The organism is Arthrobacter tecti, from assembly GCF_054511355.1.
Window position 1 is genome coordinate 312,865 of record NZ_JBTNCT010000002.1, and the last position, 19,097, is coordinate 331,961.

At 64.3% G+C, this 19,097-nt stretch carries 18 protein-coding genes and 1 tRNA gene; 12 read left to right on the forward strand and 7 right to left on the reverse strand.

Annotated features, from left to right (window positions below):
- Nucleotides 1-1,464, reverse strand: coding sequence for a diaminopimelate decarboxylase (gene lysA / locus ACX80C_RS03920; RefSeq protein WP_459324920.1), 1,464 nt, complete (start codon nucleotides 1,462-1,464; stop codon nucleotides 1-3).
- 1 nt (nucleotide 1,465) lies between these two features.
- The gene (gene argS / locus ACX80C_RS03925) at nucleotides 1,466-3,115 is read right to left on the reverse strand and encodes an arginine--tRNA ligase (RefSeq protein WP_459324922.1); all 1,650 of its coding nucleotides are present in this window, start codon (nucleotides 3,113-3,115) and stop codon (nucleotides 1,466-1,468) included.
- Nucleotides 3,116-3,277: 162 nt separating this feature from the next.
- On the opposite strand from argS, the gene ACX80C_RS03930 reads away from it, so the two are divergent.
- The gene (locus tag ACX80C_RS03930) at nucleotides 3,278-3,742 is read left to right on the forward strand and encodes an FMN-binding protein (protein WP_459324923.1); all 465 of its coding nucleotides are present in this window, start codon (nucleotides 3,278-3,280) and stop codon (nucleotides 3,740-3,742) included.
- A 65-nt stretch (nucleotides 3,743-3,807) separates the two neighbouring features.
- Here ACX80C_RS03930 and ACX80C_RS03935 read toward each other — a convergent pair whose 3' ends face one another.
- Complete coding sequence (locus tag ACX80C_RS03935) at nucleotides 3,808-3,990, reverse strand: hypothetical protein (protein WP_459324924.1); 183 nt, start codon at nucleotides 3,988-3,990, stop codon at nucleotides 3,808-3,810.
- 10 nt (nucleotides 3,991-4,000) lie between these two features.
- On the opposite strand from ACX80C_RS03935, the gene ACX80C_RS03940 reads away from it, so the two are divergent.
- The 8 genes from ACX80C_RS03940 (at nucleotide 4,001) to ACX80C_RS03975 (ending at nucleotide 10,471) form a co-directional block, all read left to right on the forward strand.
- Nucleotides 4,001-4,606 (forward strand): FAD:protein FMN transferase, encoded by a 606-nt coding sequence (locus tag ACX80C_RS03940; protein ID WP_459324925.1) that lies wholly within the window; start codon nucleotides 4,001-4,003, stop codon nucleotides 4,604-4,606.
- Nucleotides 4,607-6,103 (forward strand): ferredoxin--NADP reductase, encoded by a 1,497-nt coding sequence (locus ACX80C_RS03945; protein ID WP_459324926.1) that lies wholly within the window; start codon nucleotides 4,607-4,609, stop codon nucleotides 6,101-6,103.
- Between the two features lie 100 nt (nucleotides 6,104-6,203).
- Nucleotides 6,204-6,276, forward strand: a tRNA-Arg gene (locus ACX80C_RS03950).
- 96 nt (nucleotides 6,277-6,372) lie between these two features.
- Nucleotides 6,373-7,104, forward strand: coding sequence for a DUF4129 domain-containing protein (locus ACX80C_RS03955; RefSeq protein ID WP_459324927.1), 732 nt, complete (start codon nucleotides 6,373-6,375; stop codon nucleotides 7,102-7,104).
- Nucleotides 7,101-7,601 carry a hypothetical protein gene (locus ACX80C_RS03960; protein ID WP_459324928.1) on the forward strand — a complete coding sequence of 167 codons (501 nt, stop codon included), beginning with the start codon at nucleotides 7,101-7,103 and terminating at the stop codon, nucleotides 7,599-7,601. Before ACX80C_RS03955 ends, ACX80C_RS03960 begins: the two co-directional genes overlap by 4 nt.
- A complete protein-coding gene (locus ACX80C_RS03965; RefSeq protein WP_459324929.1) occupies nucleotides 7,601-8,578 on the forward strand; it encodes an AAA family ATPase in 978 nt (325 codons plus the stop codon). Before ACX80C_RS03960 ends, ACX80C_RS03965 begins: the two co-directional genes overlap by 1 nt.
- Before the next feature lie 76 nt (nucleotides 8,579-8,654).
- Nucleotides 8,655-9,941, forward strand: coding sequence for a DUF58 domain-containing protein (locus ACX80C_RS03970; protein WP_459324930.1), 1,287 nt, complete (start codon nucleotides 8,655-8,657; stop codon nucleotides 9,939-9,941).
- Nucleotides 9,938-10,471 carry a hypothetical protein gene (locus ACX80C_RS03975; protein ID WP_459324931.1) on the forward strand — a complete coding sequence of 178 codons (534 nt, stop codon included), beginning with the start codon at nucleotides 9,938-9,940 and terminating at the stop codon, nucleotides 10,469-10,471. Before ACX80C_RS03970 ends, ACX80C_RS03975 begins: the two co-directional genes overlap by 4 nt.
- Here ACX80C_RS03975 and ACX80C_RS03980 read toward each other — a convergent pair.
- Complete coding sequence (locus ACX80C_RS03980; RefSeq protein ID WP_459324932.1) at nucleotides 10,449-11,030, reverse strand: DinB family protein; 582 nt, start codon at nucleotides 11,028-11,030, stop codon at nucleotides 10,449-10,451. The two genes, ACX80C_RS03975 and ACX80C_RS03980, sit on opposite strands and share 23 nt — an antisense overlap.
- A gap of 88 nt (nucleotides 11,031-11,118) precedes the next feature.
- Here ACX80C_RS03980 and ACX80C_RS03985 point away from each other — a divergent pair, with 88 nt between their 5' ends.
- Together ACX80C_RS03985 and ACX80C_RS03990 are read left to right on the forward strand one after the other, a co-directional pair.
- Nucleotides 11,119-12,144, forward strand: coding sequence for a helix-turn-helix transcriptional regulator (locus ACX80C_RS03985; RefSeq protein WP_459324933.1), 1,026 nt, complete (start codon nucleotides 11,119-11,121; stop codon nucleotides 12,142-12,144).
- A gap of 33 nt (nucleotides 12,145-12,177) precedes the next feature.
- A complete protein-coding gene (locus ACX80C_RS03990) occupies nucleotides 12,178-12,861 on the forward strand; it encodes a DNA alkylation repair protein (RefSeq protein WP_459324935.1) in 684 nt (227 codons plus the stop codon).
- A 7-nt stretch (nucleotides 12,862-12,868) separates the two neighbouring features.
- Here ACX80C_RS03990 and ACX80C_RS03995 read toward each other — a convergent pair whose 3' ends face one another.
- Nucleotides 12,869-13,525 carry an alpha/beta hydrolase gene (locus ACX80C_RS03995; protein WP_459324936.1) on the reverse strand — a complete coding sequence of 219 codons (657 nt, stop codon included), beginning with the start codon at nucleotides 13,523-13,525 and terminating at the stop codon, nucleotides 12,869-12,871.
- Between the two features lie 52 nt (nucleotides 13,526-13,577).
- Between ACX80C_RS03995 and hrpA the strand changes: the two genes are divergently transcribed.
- Entirely contained in the window at nucleotides 13,578-17,480 is a 3,903-nt protein-coding gene (hrpA, locus tag ACX80C_RS04000; RefSeq protein ID WP_459324937.1) for an ATP-dependent RNA helicase HrpA, read from the forward strand.
- An 83-nt stretch (nucleotides 17,481-17,563) separates the two neighbouring features.
- Here the strand turns inward: hrpA and ACX80C_RS04005 are convergent, their stop codons facing one another.
- Nucleotides 17,564-17,989, reverse strand: a complete 426-nt coding sequence (locus tag ACX80C_RS04005) for an HIT family protein (RefSeq protein WP_459324938.1) — start codon at nucleotides 17,987-17,989, stop codon at nucleotides 17,564-17,566.
- A complete protein-coding gene (locus ACX80C_RS04010) occupies nucleotides 17,986-19,047 on the reverse strand; it encodes an NAD(P)-dependent alcohol dehydrogenase (RefSeq protein ID WP_459324940.1) in 1,062 nt (353 codons plus the stop codon). Before ACX80C_RS04010 ends, ACX80C_RS04005 begins: the two co-directional genes overlap by 4 nt.
- Between the last annotated feature and the right edge of the window lie 50 nt (nucleotides 19,048-19,097).

Sequence of the window (19,097 nt, forward strand, 5' to 3'; positions counted from 1 at the left end):
TCAGGCTCCTGCTTCAAGAGTTGCTCGGTCGGTGGTGTCCTGCCGCAGTACGTCACGGGACAGGAGATCTTCCTCTGTTTCGCCGCGCACGATAAGGCGGGCGACGCCGTCCTTGACCGCGACTACCGGCGGCCGGGTGAGGTAGTTGTAATTGCTCGCAAGCGACCAGCAGTAGGCACCGGTGCCCGGCACGGCTATCAGGTCACCGCCCAACGTGTCCGTCGGCAGGTACACGCTGCGCACAACGATGTCGCCGCTCTCGCAATGCTTGCCGACCACGCGTGTCAGAACCGGTTCCTGGAATGAAGACCTGGACGCCAGTACCGCCGAATAATCAGCGTCATACAGCACCGGCCGCGCGTTGTCGCTCATCCCGCCGTCAACCGAGACATACCTGCGGGGGTAGGTGCCGCCGTCGGTATCCACCTGCACCGTCTTGGTGGTTCCCGCCCGGTAAAGCGTGAACGTTGTCGGCCCAACAATGGCCCGTCCCGGTTCGATCGAGATGCGGGGCACCCGGAGTCCGTGTTCGGCGCAGGCGCTGCGTACGACGTCGGCCATCGCCTGTGCGATTTCAGTGGGAGGTCGCGGGGTGTCGGCCTCGGTGTAGGCGATGCCGTAGCCGCCGCCCAGATCGAGCTCGTGCAGTTCGACACCGTGGCGATCCCGGACCTCCGCCAGGAAGCCCAGCAGCCGCCGGGCGGCGAGCTCGAATCCGGCGGGCTCGAAGATCTGCGAGCCGATGTGGCTATGCACGCCGAGCAGCCGGATGCACGGGTGGCCCAGGGCGGCTGCAACGGCTTGGGCTGCGGGTGACTCCCGGTCCGACGACGACGGTGCGAGGGACAGCCCGAATTTCTGGTCTTCATGCGCTGTGGCAATGAACTCGTGCGTGTGCGCGTGCACGCCCGGCGTGAGGCGCAGCATGACATCCGCCGTTGCACCCCGGGCCTCGGCGAGTGCCCCGACGCGCGCCAGCTCGTCCAGGCTGTCGACGACGATGCGCCCGACTTCAAGGTCCAGCGCACGGTTGATTTCGGCGTCGGACTTGTTATTGCCGTGCAGCGCAAGCTGCCGTCCGTGGAGACCTGCGCGCATTGCGACTGCCAGCTCTCCACCCGATGCGGTGTCTAGGCGCAGGCCTTCCTCGGACACCCAGTGCGCAATCTCGCTGCAGAGGAACGACTTGCCCGCGTAGTAGACGTCGACTCCGCCGCACAGGTCTTTGAACGCGGTGTCGAAGGCGCTACGGAAGCTTCGGGCGCGGGCACGGAAATCGTCTTCGGACACAACGAACAGCGGCGTTCCGAACTGTTCAGCGAGCTCGGTAACCGGAATCCCGGCGACGGTCAGGACACCCGAGGCGGAACGGGCGACGTCCTGTGCCCACAGGACAGGGTTGAGCCGGTTGGCGTCCTTGGGCAGTGCGAGCCACTCCGGAGCGAGCGGTGAAGGAGAAGCCACGTTACATCCGCTCCGGAGCGGAAACTCCAAGGAGTCCGAGCCCGTTGGCAAGAACCTGCTTGGTTGCGTTGTTGAGCCACAGACGGGTGCGATGCACATCCTCGACGGGAGCATCACCGATGGGCGCGATCCGGCATGCGTCATACCAGCGGTGGTAGGTTCCTGCGATCACTTCAAGGTGGCGGGCCACACGATGCGGCTCGCGGAACGTCACGGCCTGAGCGACGACGCCGGGGAACTGACCGAGGGCGGCCAGCAGTTCACCTTCGGTGGCGTGGGACAAAGCGGCGGCATCGAACGCACTGGTATCCACACCGGCCGATTCCGCGTTGCGTTGAACGGCGTGGGTGCGCGCGTGAGCGTACTGCACGTAGAACACGGGATTCTCGTTGCTGCGCTTCGTGAGCAGGTCAAGATCGATATCGATGTTGGAGTCTGCTGAGAACCGCGCGAGGGTGTAGCGTGCCGCGTCCACTCCGACGGCGTCAACCAGGTCTTCGAGCGTCACCACGGTTCCGTTGCGCTTCGACATGCGAACGGGCTGTCCGTCCTTCATCAGGTTAACCATTTGACCGATCAGGACCTCGACGGTGTCCGGGTTATCGCCGAGCGCCGCAGCGGCCGCTTTCAGACGGGCGACGTAACCGTGGTGGTCCGCACCGAGCATGATGATATTCAGGTCAAAGCCGCGTTGCCGCTTATTCACGAAATACCCGATGTCACCGGCAATGTACGCGGGTTTGCCGTCCGACTTGATGACCACGCGATCCTTGTCATCGCCGAACTCAGTGGACTTCAGCCACCAGGCGCCACCCTCGAAGAAGAGGTTCCCGGAAGCCTTGAGCTGCTCCAGGAGTCCGCCGACGAAGTTGTCTGCGAACAAAGAGTGCTCATGAAAGTAGACGTCGAAATCCACGCCGAAGTTATGAAGGGAGTTCTTGATGTCACCGAACATCAGGTCGACACCCACAGCCCGGAACTGCTCGAGGGCGTCCTCGGCAGGCTGCTCGAGGATGCCGGGGGCGCTTTGCAGAACCCGGTCCCTGATGTCGACGATGTAGGCCCCTCCGTAACCGTCCTCCGGCGCCGCGTCGCCTTTGGCGCTCGCATAGAGCGACCGGGCAAACCGGTCAATCTGCGCCCCGTGGTCGTTGAAGTAGTACTCACGCGTCACCTCAGCGCCCTGGGACTGGAACATCCTCGCAAGCGCGTCTCCCACGGCCGCCCAGCGGGTTCCGCCAAGATGGATAGGACCTGTGGGGTTCGCAGAAACGAATTCCAGGTTGATCTTCGTTCCGGCAAGCGCGTCCGAGTTGCCGTAAGCACTTCCTGCCTCGACGATTGTCCGTGCCAGTTCACCGGCAGCGCCCGCCTCAAGCCGGATGTTCAAGAACCCGGGACCGGCGATGTCGACCGATGCAACGCCGTCGAGCCCTCCAAGCCGCCCTTTGAGGATCTCGGCGAAGGCCCGCGGGTTCATCCCCGCCTTTTTGGACAACTGCAGGGCAATGTTGGTGGCCCAGTCCCCATGCTCGCGGCTCTTGGGCCGCTCGACTCGAACAACGCCTGGCAACTCCACAGTGATTTCGCCGGCAGCGACGGCGTCTTTAAGGCATGAGGAGATTGCTGAGGAGAGTTCTTCGGGAGTCACCTGTCCAGCATAACGGCGCGGGTCTCTTCCGCCGGATTCTGTGACGGACGCCCAACCCGTTTGCTTATCCACCCGTCCGCGGACCGGACCGAACCGAATTGAACGCACTAGCGTTATGTATTTGATACTGCGCTATCCCCATTGACCTTCTTAGGAGACTCCGTGAGTAATGCCGTGCCGAAGCCGTTTTCCCGCTGGGCCCTGACGTCCCTCGCTGCAGCTTCCCTGCTCGGCTCTGCCGGATGCGCGGCGACGCCCACCCCTGCACCGGGCGCCGAGGGCGGCTCCGGAGAAACCTCCTCACCGGCCACGGACGGCGCGGAAGCAGCCGCGTTTGCAGACGGCACCTACACGGCAACCGGCTCCTACCAGACGCCAGGCGGCGAAGAATCGATCGAGGTAACGGTCACTCTGGAATCCGGCGCTGTCGCCGACGTTTCGACCGAGCCCATGCCAAGCAATCCCACCACCGAGCAGTACCAGGGGAAGTTCAGCAGCGGTATCAAGGACGAGATCGTCGGGACACCCATCGACGAACTCAACGTGAGCAAAGTCTCCGGTTCCTCCCTGACCAGCGGAGGGTTCAAGGAAGCCATCGATCAGATCAAGGGTGAAGCCGCACAGTGAGCCCTGCAGCGCTTCGGCACAGCGTGAACTTCGAAGCGATCGGCACCACCTGGCAGATCGATACCTTATCTGAGCTGACCGCTGGGGCGCGCGCCGCCGTCGTCGGACTCGTTGAAGAGTACGACGCCGTGTACTCGCGTTTCCGGGCAGACTCGCGAATCGCGGGCCTCGCCGACGGCGGGACGGTGGAGCTCCCGCCCCCACGGCGCCCACCTCGGTTCGCTGTACCGGACCCTGTATCGGCTCACCGACGGGGCGATGTCTCCCCTGGTCGGCGTATCGCTGGAACAGCTGGGGTACGACGCCGACTATTCCTTCACCCCGGCCGGCAGCCCCTGTGCCGCACCGGTATGGGACGAACGCTTCGACTGGACCGGCAACGTCATCAAGGCACAGGCGCCGGTCATCCTTGACGTCGGTGCCGCGGGCAAAGGGCAACTTGTGGATCTGGTGTCGCAGACGCTGAAGGAATTCGGTTACGCGGAGCACACGGTCGACGCCGGTGGGGACACGATTCATCACGGGTCACCTATAACGGTTGCGCTTGAGCACCCGTACAACACCGGCTCAGCGATCGGCGTCGTCCCGCTGGCCGATCGGGCGCTCTGTGCGTCTGCCTCCAACCGGAGGCGCTGGAGCGACGGCCTTCACCACGTGCTGGATGCAACAACCGGCCGATGCGTGGATAAAGTGGTGGCAACGTGGGTTTTGGCGGGCGACGCACTGCACGCAGATGCGCTGGCCACGGCCCTCTTCCTTGTCCCACCCGAGATCCTCCTGACGGAGTTCGACTTCGAATACGTCAGGGTGCACTCGGACGGGCGCGCGCAATTCTCGTCATCCCTGGCAGGAGCACTGTTCTAGATGTTCAGTCGACTCGATTCGCTTCTCGGGCGGATCACCATGTACCGCCTGGTCCTCGTCCTGCTCCTGATCCTTACCGTTTACGCGTTCGGACTGTCGGCACTCGACCTCCTGGCCTTCACGCCGACCGAACTGGGGGCGACACTCGCGGCAGCGCTCATCGCATCGTGGGGCGGCACCCGGGTCATGGCGTTGATGCTCAGGACCCGGCCGCATACCGAGTCCTCCCTCATCACCGGTCTGCTGCTGTTCTTTGTGATGTTTCCCTCCGATACCCCTACGGGGGTCGGCGGAATCGCTCTCGCGGGACTGATCGCGGCGGCCTCGAAGTACCTCATGGCATTCCGCGGCCGGCACATTTTCAACCCGGCCGCGTTCGGCGCCGTCGCCGTCACCCTGCTTGGATTGAGCGCCGCCGCCTGGTGGGCCGCCAACCCGGCCATGCTGCCGCTGGTACTGATTTTCACCCTGTTGCTGCTTTACCGCACACGGAAACTGTCCATGGGTGCGGTGTTCGTGATCGTCGCCGTCGGAATCCTGATTGTGCGGCTCATGGCCGGTGGTACGTCGCCGACCGAAGCCCTGCAGCTCGTGTTCGCCTCGTATCCCGTGCTCTTTCTCCTGGGGTTCATGCTCACCGAGCCGCTCACGTTGCCCCCGCGGCGGTGGCAGCAACTGCTGATCGCGGGCATAGTCGCCGTCGTTCTCGCCCTACAGATCAGTATCGGCCCGGTCTTCCTCGGCCCGGAATTCGCCCTGCTGATCGGCAACGCCATCGCCTTCGCGATGGGGCAAAGACGCCGGATTCGGTTACGTTACACAGGCTCACGCTGGCTCACCCCGACCAGTACAGAGGTCCAGTTCACGCCGGAGCAACCGGTCCGGTTCCGCCCCGGACAGTACATGGAACTGACTCTGCCGCACGCGCGTCCCGACCGGCGCGGCCTGCGCCGCATCTTCAGCATCAGTTCCACGCCCGACGACAGCACTGTCCGCTTCGGTCTGCGCCTCTCCGATCCACCGAGCACCTTCAAAAACGCGCTCCTGCAGCTGAAGCCCGGGGCGCCTGTCGATGCAACAACCGTGGCCGGCGACTTCGTCCTTCCTGACGATCCATCGGTGCCGCTGCTGCTCTTCGCCGGTGGTATCGGCGTCACTCCGTTCCTCAGCCAGCTGCGAGCCCGCCTACCCTCGTCCGACCGCGACATCGTGCTTGTCTACGTCGTCAGCAGCGCCAACGAGCTCGCCTATGCTGACGAACTGGCCGATGCACAGGTCCTCCTCTTCTGTCCGGATGATCCGGGCGAACTTCCCGCCGCCTGGACCCGTGGAGGAGGCAGCTTTCCCACCGCGGAGGAGCTGCGCTCCCTGATTCCGGATCTGCCGAAGCGCCGGGTGTACCTGTCGGGTTCGCCGGCGACTCTCTCGCGCGCCAAACCGCTCATCCGGGAGGCAGGCGGAAGGTCGGTTCAGACCGACGCTTTCCTCGGGTATTAATCGCCCCTGAGCAGGTACGGAACAGCGTTTCGTTCAGCCAAGATTCACCTGCTAAGCTCAATGAGTCCCTTCCGGCAACTGGTCTCACCAGACCTGCCGTGCCCTCGTAGCTCAGGGGATAGAGCGTCTGCCTCCGGAGCAGAAGGTCGTAGGTTCGAATCCTATCGAGGGCACTTTTACTCCACCTCCCATCTGCCGAATTCGGTGACCTCCGCCACACAGGCCTAGAATGATGCCACCAGTCGCGCACCGTGGGGAGGCTTGATTCAATGCGCACGTTTCGTGCCATAATCGCTGATCCGCTGCTGGTTTTTGGAGTACTCACGGTCCTCCTCATAGTCGTTGCTGCGGGATTCGTGGGCCCGCTCACCGCACTGTCTCCAGCCCTTGACCTGGATGGCGGGCAGCTACTGCCCAGTGCCGAGCCGAGTCCCACCGCCACCGAGGCTGTACCGGACGAATCTACCCCGGCCCCTGAGTCCTCAGGGAACAACCTGGCATTCCTCGTCTTCGCGCTTATCCTGCTCGCCATTGCCTTCTTCCTGATTCGGTTCCTGCTCTCGCTCAGGGGTGAGAGGTATCGGACCGAAGACCAGCCCGAATACCTTGATGAGCACTCCTCTCCCGAAGCCCGCGAAAGTGCCCGGCGCGCCGTCGTCGTCGGGCTCGAAAGTGCCGAGGACGCGCTGTCCGGGCCGTCGGCGTCACGCGATGCGGTGATCGCCTGCTGGCTGGCCCTTGAAGGCGCGACGTCGGCTGCCGGAGCTCCACGCAAAGGCCAGGAAACCACGTCCGAGTACACAGCGCACGTCCTGGCGAGGTTCCGGGCACCGACCGACGACGTAATTTTCCTGCAGCGCCTCTATCACCGGGCGAGGTTCGGCGACCACTCAACCACCGTTATCAGCGAAGCCGAGCTTGAACAGGCTCGCAGCGCCCTGATGAGCATCACAGCCGCCGTCGGAAGCGCAGTTCCCAAGAACGGTTCGGCCCGCACATGACGGCTGGGCAATGGCGGGTTACCGCACTCCTGACCGTGCTTGCCGCCGGATTCGCGATCTTCCTCTCGCTGGACTTCGGGCACGCGGCGGTGCTGGTGACAGCGGCGTTCGTCGGCGGTGTGGTCAATGGGATGCTCGACAACCTCGATGCGGACCGGCTGCCGGCTCTGAGCACGCCGCCGCGGTCAAAAGGGCTGGCCGATGTGCAGGCCCTTGAGTTCTCGCTATCGGGCGCGCGCGCCGGTGTCGGAGTCCGGGCAGTAAACCAGCTGGCTGACATTGCCTCCGCTGCGTTCGACGCCCGCGGGATTGAACACCGCACCGTAAAAGGACCGCTGGGCACCGTTCTTGGCAGCCACCATCTGAACGACTCTGCGACGCCCGTGGACACCCGGACGTTCGACGCCGGCATGGATCAGCTGGAGCAGATCCTCCGACAAGATCCGCAGCAGGTGCCTGGCCACCGCCCGGCACCCCAACCAGAAAAGGATCATTGATGAGCCAGAGCCTTACTCCCGAGGACGCAGCCACACGATGCGGCGACGTCCTGAGAGAAGTCGGGACGGTGGTCGTCGGCATGGACACCACCCTCAAGCTGGCGCTCGGCGCGGTGCTCGCCGGCGGCCATGTGCTATTCGAGGACCTGCCCGGACTTGGCAAGACGCTGGCCGCAAAGACCATGGCACAGGCCCTGGGGCTGGACTTTCGCCGCCTGCAATGCACACCTGACCTGCTGCCGTCGGATGTGACCGGCTCATCGATCTTCGATCCGGCCGCGCGCAGCTTCAACTTCCTTCCCGGTCCCGTGTTCACCAATCTGCTGCTAGCCGATGAGATCAACCGCACCTCCCCCAAGACGCAGTCCGCGCTCCTGGAAGCAATGGCTGAGGCGCAGGTTTCTGTCGAAGGACGCACCCTCACGCTCGAACAGCCCTTCCATATTTTCGCCACGGCCAACCCCATCGAGTTCGAAGGCACGTACCCTCTGCCGGAAGCACAGCTGGACCGCTTCCTGATCCGGGTCGATGTGGGTTACCCGGAAGCGCAGGCCGAACACGACATCATTCAACGCCGTCTGAACCGGGGCTCGGAGGTCGCCTCTGTACGCACGGTAGTGCAGGCCACCGAACTGCTGGCGATGAGGGAGACCGCAAACGGCATTGCGGTGGATCCTGACGTCATCGACTACGCGGTACGCCTCACGTCCGCAACGCGCGCACACGACGCCGTCGACGTCGGGGCCTCCCCTCGCGGATCCCAGGCTCTGGTATTGCTCGGGCGGGCACTCGCGCTGATGGATGGCCGAACCTTTGTGCTTCCCGAAGACATCAAGCTCGCGGCCAAACCGGTCCTGGCGCATCGCCTCACCCTGACGCCGGGCTCGTGGGCACGCCGCGTGCGCGCCGAGGATATCGTCGCCGAAGTGGTGAATCGGATTGCCACGCCAACCACCGCATCTGCCCGTGAACGGTAATCGAGGGTTTCGTCCCGGCGGTCAATGGAGCCTCGCAGCGATCACTCCGATGACCTGCCTCGCAGTAGGACTTTTCATGGGCAGGCCCGATGTCGCAGTCCTCGGGCTGCCGCTGGCTGTCGCGGCATCCTCGGGTTGGGCAGCTCTTCTTCGTAGCGGTGGCCGCAGACCTTCACAGAATGAGGGTCAACCCGCGACGTTTCGGATTGAGGAGGCCCGGACCGATTCCGACGGCGGCCGGCGCACTTTCCATGTTGTCTCCGACGGCCCTCCCGGCGCCGCGCTGATCGAGGCAGTCGCTCCGGGACGCCCTGCGGTCTCGGCCCTCATCCCGGTTGGCGGGCCGTATGCTGTCTCCGTGCCGGTGCCGAGATCCGGGCGGGCGCGAGTGCTGTCTGTGGGCGCCGCCGTCGTCAGCCTCGACGGCATCATGCGTCAATCGCCCACGGAGCTCGACCCGGTACACCTCACCGTCCTTCCCCGTGTGACTGAAACCCGCCTGCTCCCGCTCCCGTTCCGCCTGCGCGGACACACGGGCGAGCACACCTCGCGCAACAGCGGCGATGGCGGCGAGCTCCGCAGCATCGATGCCTTTCGACCTGGGGACCAGCTGCGTCGCATCGACTGGCGTGCAACCGCCAGGCAGTCCGCGGACCAGGATCGTCTGTTCGTGCGCAGGACCTACGCGCACTCGGAAGCGGGCGTCCACCTGCTTCTCGACACAGCCTTTGATTATCCGTCCCATGTGCGAGCCTGGTTCCCAGTACGCAGCGTGCCGGTGGCAGGTGAGGGGTCGCTTCACCTCTCCCGGGAAGCAGCAACCCGCCTTGCCGCTTCCTATCTTTCTGTGGGCGACAAGGTGGGTCTCAACGAACTGTCGGGGAGGCACTGGCCGCTGCGCGCAGCCGGTGGGCGCCGGCAACTGGAGATCATCCGGACGCACCTGGCGCTCATGGCCGCCAGTCCCCGAAGGGACCGCGCGTCCAGGGAAGCCGGCGTACCAGCGGGATCACTGGTCTACGTCTTCAGCCCGTTCACCGATGAGGAGCCGGCCAGACTGATGCGTGCGTGGCAGGCCGCCGGGCACCGGGTCATCGGGGTAGACACCTTTCCTGTGCTCGAAGGCACCGCCGCGTCGCCGTCGGGCCGCCGGGCGGTAAAGCTGGTGCTCCTGCAGCGGCGGCAGGTGCTCAATGGGCTGGCCGCGGACGGCGTACCGGTCTTCGGTTACCGGGGAGAGAGAATGCAGCCGGAGGCCGAAACGCTCGATACACTGCCCGGTCAGCTTCCGCTAGATGTCGGTCTCGCAACTCTCCGCGGCCCAGCGCGTCCGGGAGCACGCGCAGTGGGCGGACGCGCATGAGCGGCGGCCTGAACCAGGACATTATTGCCGGACCGGTCCGGGATCTGGACATCGGTCCTTCACTGTCCGCTTCCTGGCTGCGTGGTGGAACATTCGCGGTTGCAGCTCTCCTCGGGCTACCCCTGTGGGACAACACGCCGCTTGTGGTGATTCCCCTGGCGCTCTTCGCGGCGTCCGTGCTTGTCCCGATGGTGTTGCTGCCGCTGACTTCCCTGTTGCTCCTGGTGGGAAGTTACGCCGCGCTGGTGCCCCCTGGCTCCTGGGCGGTCTTCCCTTACGCAGCCGGAATCCACCTGCTGTTCGTGATGTTTGCTTTCCTGTTGGGCATTCCACGCCGAACGGACGTTAGCACCGCTGTTCTTCGACGCGTCCTCCTGCGGGTGGGCAGGATCCAGTTGCTGGTCCAGCCGACCGCCGCCGTCGCCCTGTTTGTGCAGGACTCCGGCACCCAGCCGGCGCTGGTGGCAGTGGCTTGCGCCGGGTTTGCGGCATGGGCGTTCTGGCTTGTCAGGATCCTGCGGCGGAAGTGACCTCCCCGGCGAACCTGTGGCCCCACAGATCCCTCAACAGCGCCACCTCGGAGAGATGGTGGATCATTTCCCGATTGATGTGCTGCACTAGGGCACCCATCGACGCCTCTGCGAATGGCCCCTCAGCGGGACCCACCGGTTGTGACATCTCCTCGAGCGAAAGGCCCGACACAGCCCGCGACCAGTCCGCATACATGACGTCCAGTTGCTCCAGCGCGTCCGCGGCGGTGACCGGATAATGAAAGCTCTCGTACGTGACCGGTGCCCCACCGAAGTGGGAGGCCAGGCGTTGGCCGAGCACGCCGACGAAGATGTGGCCGAACCGCCAGGCGATAGTGGTCACCGGTGCGGGTACCGGCTCGGGAATAGCGAACTCGATGACGTAGTCTCCCCCGCCAACCTGCAGCGGTGCCGAGCCCATACCGCGAGGGCGTACGCTCCAGCTTCCAGGCACCGGCTCCCAGAAATACTCCTCATCAGTCAACCCGTCCAGCCGCGGCCGCGCCTGATTCTCCCAGTGCCACTGAAGTTGGTCGGTTAATTCTTTGCAGATGTCCATAGCATCTTCCCTTTCATCCCGTAGCTGGCTCGTAGCCTAAACCGCATTGCGGACAGTTAATGTCCGCATAAGTCGGTACGGTGATTCCATGTTGGAAACCTCTGCCCGCCTGCTACAACTGCTTTCCCTGTTACAGCTTCGCCGCGAATGGACCGGTGCGGCGCTGGCTGACCGTATGTCGGTGACCGAGCGGACAGTCCGGCGGGACATCGGCAAGCTGCGCACGCTGGGCTATCCCATTTCCGCCTCACCGGGCATCGCCGGCGGGTATCAGCTTGGCGCCGGTGCGCAACTGCCGCCGCTGCTCCTCGATGATGACGAAGCGCTCGCCGTCGCCATCGGGCTCAGCGCCGTCACAGCGAGTCCCGTTTCCGGGCTGGGAGAGGCTTCAGTTCGCGCACTCACCAAACTGGAGCAGGTGCTCCCGGGCAGGCTTCGCCCCAAGTTCGCAGGGCTACGCACGGCAGTGACCCGCATGGCGGCAGCAAGCACTCCGGTAAATCCGGAAGTACTCACCGCGCTCTCCTCCGCAATCACCGAGCGCCGCGTGGTGGTTTTCCGGTACGCCAGACACGACGGCGAGTCCTCCCGCCGTGTTGTGGAACCTGTACGGCTGGTGGACACCGGGCGACGGTGGTATCTGGTCGCCTGGGATACCGGCAGACAGGACTGGCGCACCTTCCGGGTGGACCGCTGCCAGAGCGTACCCTCGCCCCGTGAACGGTTCCCGCAGCGCCCGCTTCCCGCCAAGGATCTGGCCGCGTACGTGCAGAAGTCAATCACGCGTTCGCCGTACCGGCACGACGTCGTCGTGCGGATCTCCGCGCCGCTCACCGAGGTGGGCCCAATGATCCCGCCCAACGTGGCGGAGTTGGAGGACAGCGGCGGCAGCACGGTCATGCGCTTCGGCGCAGACTCACTGGACTGGCCGCTGATGCATGTCGTGGCGCTTGGGTTCGAGTTCCAGATCCTTGAGCCCCAGGAGCTGAAGGAACATGCCGTCTCAGCAGCAGGCCGGCTGACCAGGGCCGCGGAATCAGTCGACGACGGCGGCTATCGCCTCAATCCCCGGCTGGCTGATGATCGTAGCCAGGAGGGTGCGCGTCCGTCATAGGCTGAGACCCGGTACGAGAAAAAGGAGGTTGAGATGGCAGCGACAACACTGACAGATACGACGGTCGCCGAGGCTCAGGCCGAACTGGCTGAGCTTGAGGACCCAAAGGCACGCGCGGTGAACGAGAAACACGGCGACGACCATGGGGTGAATCTTGGAAAGTTGCGTGCGATCGCAAAGCGGCTGAAGACCCAGCACGAGCTCGCACGCCAGCTTTGGGCAACGGAGGACACAGCGTCGAGGTTGCTCGCAATCCTGATCTGCCGTCCGAAGTCCTTCGAACGAAACGAGTTGGACTCAATGTTGCGAGCTTCGCGCACACCCAAGGTGCACGACTGGCTCGTGGGGTATGTGGTGAAGAAGAGCAGGTACTCGGAGGACCTGCGCCTGGCCTGGTTCAACGACCCTGATCCGGTGGTTGCCAGCGCCGGCTGGGCGCTTACATCGGAGCGGGTTACGAAAGTGCCCGAAGGCCTGCACCTCTCAGGACTGCTGGACATCATTGAAACCGAACTGAGGGACGCACCCGACCGCCTGCAGTGGGCAATGAACATGTGCCTGGCCCACATCGGCATCACGCATGTGGAGCACCGCGCGCGTGCTCTTGAGATCGGCGAGCGCCTGGAGGTGCTCAAGGACTATCCGACTCCCCCGGGCTGCACCTCACCGTTCGCGCCCGACTGGATCAACGAAATTGTGCGTCGGCAGCAGGCATAGAAGCGGCTTACTCTGGAGCGAATCGGGCGACGGCGCGTTCCACCTCCTTGGTTATTCCGCTCCCGCCGTGCCCGTCCTGGTCGACGACCACAAGTTCAGCCGCCGGCCATGCCTCGGCCAGGTTCCACGCGGTGGAAAGTGGCGAACTGACGTCCAGTCTCCCGTGGATGAGCACAGCAGGAGTGCCGGCGATGCGATCCATCCGGTCGAGCAAATCATCACCGCCGAATCCTGCATTGCGCCAGTAGTGAGTGACGAGCGTTGCGAACAGTAACCTAAACTCCGGCGTTTGATGCTGGAGGTGCGGCGTCGCCTTGGGGTCCAGTGACATGTGGACGTCCTCCCAGGTGCACCAGGCGAGGGCCGCTGCTTCCCGCACGCCGGGGTCCTGCTGCGTGAGCAGTCGGTAGTAGGCGTCCACCAACCGCTCGCCTGGCTCGGCGCGGGCGGAGTCTGCGAATCGGTCCCACTCGCGTGGGAAGACCCGGCCCATGTCCTCGGTGATCCATGCCACCTCAGCCGATGACGTCGTCGTCACTGCCGCGAGGATCATCTCGGAGAGCGCCGGCTTACCAGTTGGGTTCCCTGACGCTTCCCAAAAGACCTCATTACCGTCCCCAACGGGGAGCATTCCTGATTCAAAGGGTTCCACGGGACCAGGCATCCATCCAGCCTACGCGGATGCCGGGCGCATCAGAGTAAACTTGGAAGCAATCATGTCTCTGACGATCACCTATCCCGCCCAGCTACCGGTCTCGGAACGGCGGGCCGACATCATGGCCGCCATCGCGGCCAACCAGGTCACCATCATTGCCGGCGAAACCGGCTCGGGTAAAACAACACAGATTCCCAAGATGTGCCTGGAACTCGGACTCGCGAAGACCGGGATGATCGGCCATACCCAGCCGAGGCGCCTTGCCGCACGGACTGTGGCCGAACGCATCGCCGAGGAGCTCGGCGTCTTGCTCGGCGAAGAGGTGGGTTACCAGGTTCGGTTCACGGGCGAGGTTGGCCGAAGGACGCGCATCAAACTGATGACGGACGGCATCCTGCTTGCGGAGATCCAGCATGACAAGCTTCTGAAGAAGTACAGCACGATCATCATCGACGAGGCCCACGAGCGCAGTCTCAACATCGACTTCATCCTCGGTTACCTCAAGCGCATCCTGCCCAAACGGCCGGACCTGAAGCTCATCATCACGTCGGCGACGATTGACCCGGAGCGGTTCGCCAATCACTTCGCGGCCGACGAAGCGGTTGAGGCCCAGCAGCGGGCGCCCATTATCGAAGTGTCCGGCCGCACGTATCCCGTCGAGATCCGGTATCGGCCGCTAAGTCAGCCCGCCGGGAGCTCAGAATCCGACTCGGATGACGAATTGGAAGAAGACCGGGACCCGCTCGATGCCGTCTGCGACGCCGTCGACGAACTGGCGCATGAAGCACCCGGTGACATCCTCGTCTTTTTCTCGGGCGAGCGCGAGATCCGTGACGCCGCCGACGCCCTGCGTGCCCGCGTGCAGACCAACCCGCGACTGCGCGGAACCGAGATCCTGCCCTTGTTCGCCCGGCTCTCCCTGCAGGAACAGCACCGGGTGTTCAACCCGGGCGGCTCCGGACGGCGGATCGTCCTGGCTACCAACGTTGCGGAAACCTCGTTGACCGTCCCCGGTATCAAGTACGTTATCGACACGGGCACCGCACGCATCTCGCGCTATTCCCACCGCACCAAGGTGCAGCGCCTGCCGATCGAGCGGGTCTCGCAGGCATCTGCGAATCAGCGGTCCGGCCGTTGCGGGCGCGTCTCCGACGGCATCGCGATCCGCCTCTACTCGGAAGAGGATTTCGAGTCCCGGCGTCCCTTCACAGACCCGGAAATCCTCCGCACCAACCTGGCCGCCGTCATCCTGCAAATGACGGCCATGGGGGTCACCCGCGGCCCCAAGGATGTAGCCGCCTTCCCGTTCGTCGAGCCGCCGGATTCGAAAGCAATCAACGACGGCGTCACCCTCCTTCGCGAACTCGGTGCGCTGAGCGCGGATGGCGCTATATCCGCCGTCGGCCGCCAACTTGCCCAACTGCCGGTGGATCCGCGCCTCGGGCGCATGATCGTGGAGGCAGGACGACGCGGGTGCGCCAAGGAAGTCATGGTCCTCGCTGCGGCACTGACCATCCAGGACCCGCGGGAGCGCCCGCAGCCGGACCAGGCCGCGAAGCTGCAGACCGCGACCGAGAAGCACCGGCGGTTCCTCGACGAAAACTCGGACTTCACGGGTTACCTGAACCTTTGGCGCTACCTTCAGGACCAGCAGAAGGAACTGTCCTCCACCCAGTTCCGAAAGCTGTGCCGCAACGAGTTCATCAACTATCTCCGCGTGCGCGAGTGGCAGGACCTGTTCACCCAGCTACGGCAGCTCGCCAAGCCGCTGGGAATCACCATTCCGCCGGGAGCGGTTGATCCGGTGGCGCACCACGACGCCATTCACATCAGCCTCCTCTCGGGACTCTTGAGCCACATCGGCCTCTACGACCAGCGCAAACGGGAGTACGCCGGCGCACGTGGTACCCGATTCGCGATCTTCCCGGGCAGTGCCCTCTTCAAGAAAAGTCCCGACTGGGTGATGGCCGCCGAGCTCGTGGAGACGTCCCGGCTATGGGCCCGCGTCGCATCGAAGTTCGACCCGCTGTGGGCCGAAGAGGTAGCGCCGGATCTGGTGAAGCGCAGCTACAGCGAACCTCACTGGTCCCGCAAGATGGGCTCCGTGATGGCCTACGAAAAGGTCACGCTGTATGGCGTGCCCATAGTGCCGCAGCGCCGTATCAACTACGGACGCATCGATAAGGAACTGGCGCGGGAGCTGTTCATCCGGAACGCGTTGGTGGAGGGCGACTGGCGCACGCACCACAAGTTCTTCTCCCGCAACAAGGCGCGCATCGCCGAGATTGAGGAGATGGAGAACCGGATGCGCCGTCGGGACCTGATGGTTGACGACGAAACCCTTTTCGCGTTCTATGACGCGCGGGTGGGCCCGGATGTGGTCTCGGAACGGCACTTCGACAAGTGGTGGAAAAGCGCGCGGCAGGACAATCCGAACCTGCTGGACATTTCGGACCAGGAGTTACTCAGCCGCGACGCAGACCTGGATGAGGGCGCCTTTCCCAAGACCTGGCACCAGCAGGGGTTCGAACTGCCGCTGGCCTATGAGTTCTCTCCGAATGTGCCCGGCGCATCGGACGGTGTAACCGTTCAGGTTCCCGTCCTGTTCCTCAACCAGCTCAAACCGGGGCCGTTCCAGTGGCAGATACCCGGACTCCGGGTGGAGCTTGTCACCGCCCTGATCAAGTCCCTGCCAAAGCAGATCCGCAAGAACTTCATCCCCGCACCCGATGTAGCGCGCAATGCCGTCGACGCCCTCCATAAGGATTTCGATTCCGCACAGGATGAGCTCGAACCGTCGCTGGAACTCGCGCTGCGCAGGCTCAAGGGACACATCATCCCGCCGGGATCGTGGAACCGCGACATGCTCCCGCCCCACCTGCAGATGACATTCCAGATCGTTGACGGCGCTGGCCGGATCCTCGACGAAGGCAAGGACCTGCAGGCTCTCCAGGAGTCGCTTGCACCACAGACCCGGCGCGCCATTGCAGAGTCGCTCGGTGCGACGCCGGGCACAGTCGGATCGAAGCAGCCGAGCGCACGCCGCAAGGAGCGGGCGCCGTCGTCGTCCGTTCAGGAAACGGACCCCGGCATCAAGGAAGTCAGCGGCGCAACGGAATGGACGTTCGGGAAGATTCCCCGTGATGTCTCGCGAATCGTTGGCGGACACCGGGTCACCGGCTACCCCGCGCTCGTCGATGAGAAGGACAGCGTCGGGCTCAAGGTCTACCCCAACCCGGCTGAACAGGCAGCCTCGATGCGCGCCGGTGTGATCCGGCTACTCGCCCTGCGGGTGCCGAGCCCTGCCCGGTATGTGCTCGAGCATCTGAGCAACGCCGAGAAGCTGACCTTCACGCAGAACCCGCATGGAAGCGTCGCCGCCTTGATCGAGGACTGCTCGATCGCCGCGATCGACAAGCTGACACCTGACGCACTCCCATCCTCCCGGGAAGAGTTCGATGCCCTGTACGAAAGTGTGCGCGCGGAACTGATCGATACCGTCTTCACCGTCACGGCCACAGTCGAGAAGATCCTGGCAAGCGCCCGGCGGATTGAGAAGCGGTTCAAGGGGTCCACGAGCCTGGCTCTGATCACCGCACTGAACGACATCAAGAGCCAGCTGGAGCAGCTCGTTTATCCGGGTTTCGTCGCGTCGACGGGTTACGCGCAGCTGATTCACCTTCCCCGCTACCTTGCCGGGATTGAGCGGCGGCTGGAAAAGCTGGACACGAGCGTCCAGCGCGACAGCGTCAGCACCGCCGTGATCCAGCGGCTGGAGGATGAGTACGACGACGCCGTGGCCGCCGTCGCGCCGCACGGCCGGATGGTGCCGCCAGGCCTGCGGCGCGTCCGCTGGATGCTGGAAGAGCTGCGGATCAGTCTCTTCGCGCAGGAACTGGGTACGGCCTTCTCGGTGTCCGAGAAGCGGATACGTGCAGCGCTCGGAGAAGCCCTCGCGGCCTAGAACCTAAGGAACTTTCGTGCAGCGATGGCGGCTTAGAGGCGGCTGAGGTCACCAGAGCTGCACGAAAGTTCCCCTGGAAAGTGTCAGTCAGGAACGTGCTCTGAGTACCCCGCTTTGCGCAGGGCGGACCGGAGGCGTTCGGCATTCCCGTCGAGCTTCGCTGGATCCGGGTTGTGGTCGACGTTGTGCACGTCGAAGTCGGCGGGACTCTGGGTCGGCCAGATATGGACGTGGACGTGGGGAATTTCGTACCCCTCCATGAGCACCCCGATCCGCTTGGCGTTGAACTCGGCTTCCTGGACCTTCGCGATTTTCTGGGCCACGTTCATCAGCTTGCCGAGCAGCTCGGACTCGACGTCGACCCAGTGCGCAACTTCCTGCCGGGGTACAACCATGAGGTGCCCGTCGGTGATGGGCTCGATGGTCAGGAAGGCGACCACTTCCTTGTCCTTCCAGACAAAGCGGCCCGGGATCTCGCCGTCGATGATCTTCGTGAACAGGGTGCTCATGCTTCCTCCTTCAGGGAGCTCACGTCCAGGACGAAACGGTACTTGACGTCGCCGGCCACCATCCGGTCATAGGCGACGTTGAGCTGGTCGCCCGTCACGATTTCAATGTCGGATACCACGCCGTGTTCGCCGCAGAAGTCCAGCATTTCCTGTGTTTCCTCAATTCCGCCGATGAGCGAACCGGCGTAGGCCAGGCGCTTGCGGATGAGCAGTCCCGGATTGACGGCGGGCATGGGGTCCGCAGGCAATCCCAACTGAAACAGCGCACCGTCGAGCCTCAGCGTCCGGAAGAGCGGATTCAGGTCATGGGGCGCTGCCACCGTGTCGATGATGACGTCAAGTGTGCCGGCAGCGGCGGCCATGGCGTCCGGGTCCTTCGAGATCACCACGTTGTCTGCACCCAGGCCGCGCGCGGCGTCGACCTTGCCCGGAGATGTGGTGAACACCGTCACCTCGGCGCCCATGGCCTTGGCGATCTTGACCGCCATGTGGCCCAGGCCGCCGAGCCCGACGACACCGACGGCGTCACCCTTCTCCACCTCGAAGTGGTTCAACGGCGAAAACGTGGTGATGCCGGCACAGAGCAGGGGCGCGGCCGCAGCAGGATCCATGCCCTCCGGAATGGACAGGACGTACCCCTCGTTCACCACGATCGAGGTGGCGTAGCCGCCCTGGGTGATCTCGCCGTCGTGCCTGCGGTCCGGCGTACCGTAGGTACCCGTCATTCCGTTCAGACAGTACTGCTCAAGCCCTTCTGCGCAGCTCTCGCAGTCACGGCAGGAGTCGACCATGCAGCCGACCCCAACCCTGTCTCCCACCGCGAAGCCCGTGACGGAGTCCCCTACCCGGGTGACCCTGCCAACGATCTCGTGACCGGGCACCAGGGGGTACCGCGTGGATCCCCACTCGCTGCGCGCAGCGTGGACGTCCGAATGGCACAGGCCGCAGAACTCGATGGCGATCTCGACGTCGTCGTGCTCCGGCGAGCGGCGCTCAATAGTGGTGAGCCCCAATCCGCTCGAAGGCGACGTGGCGGCGTAGGCGTGCACAGAAGTCATCTGCCGGTCCTCTCCTGACTGGAGTTCAGATCTGTTCCGGCATTTACTCT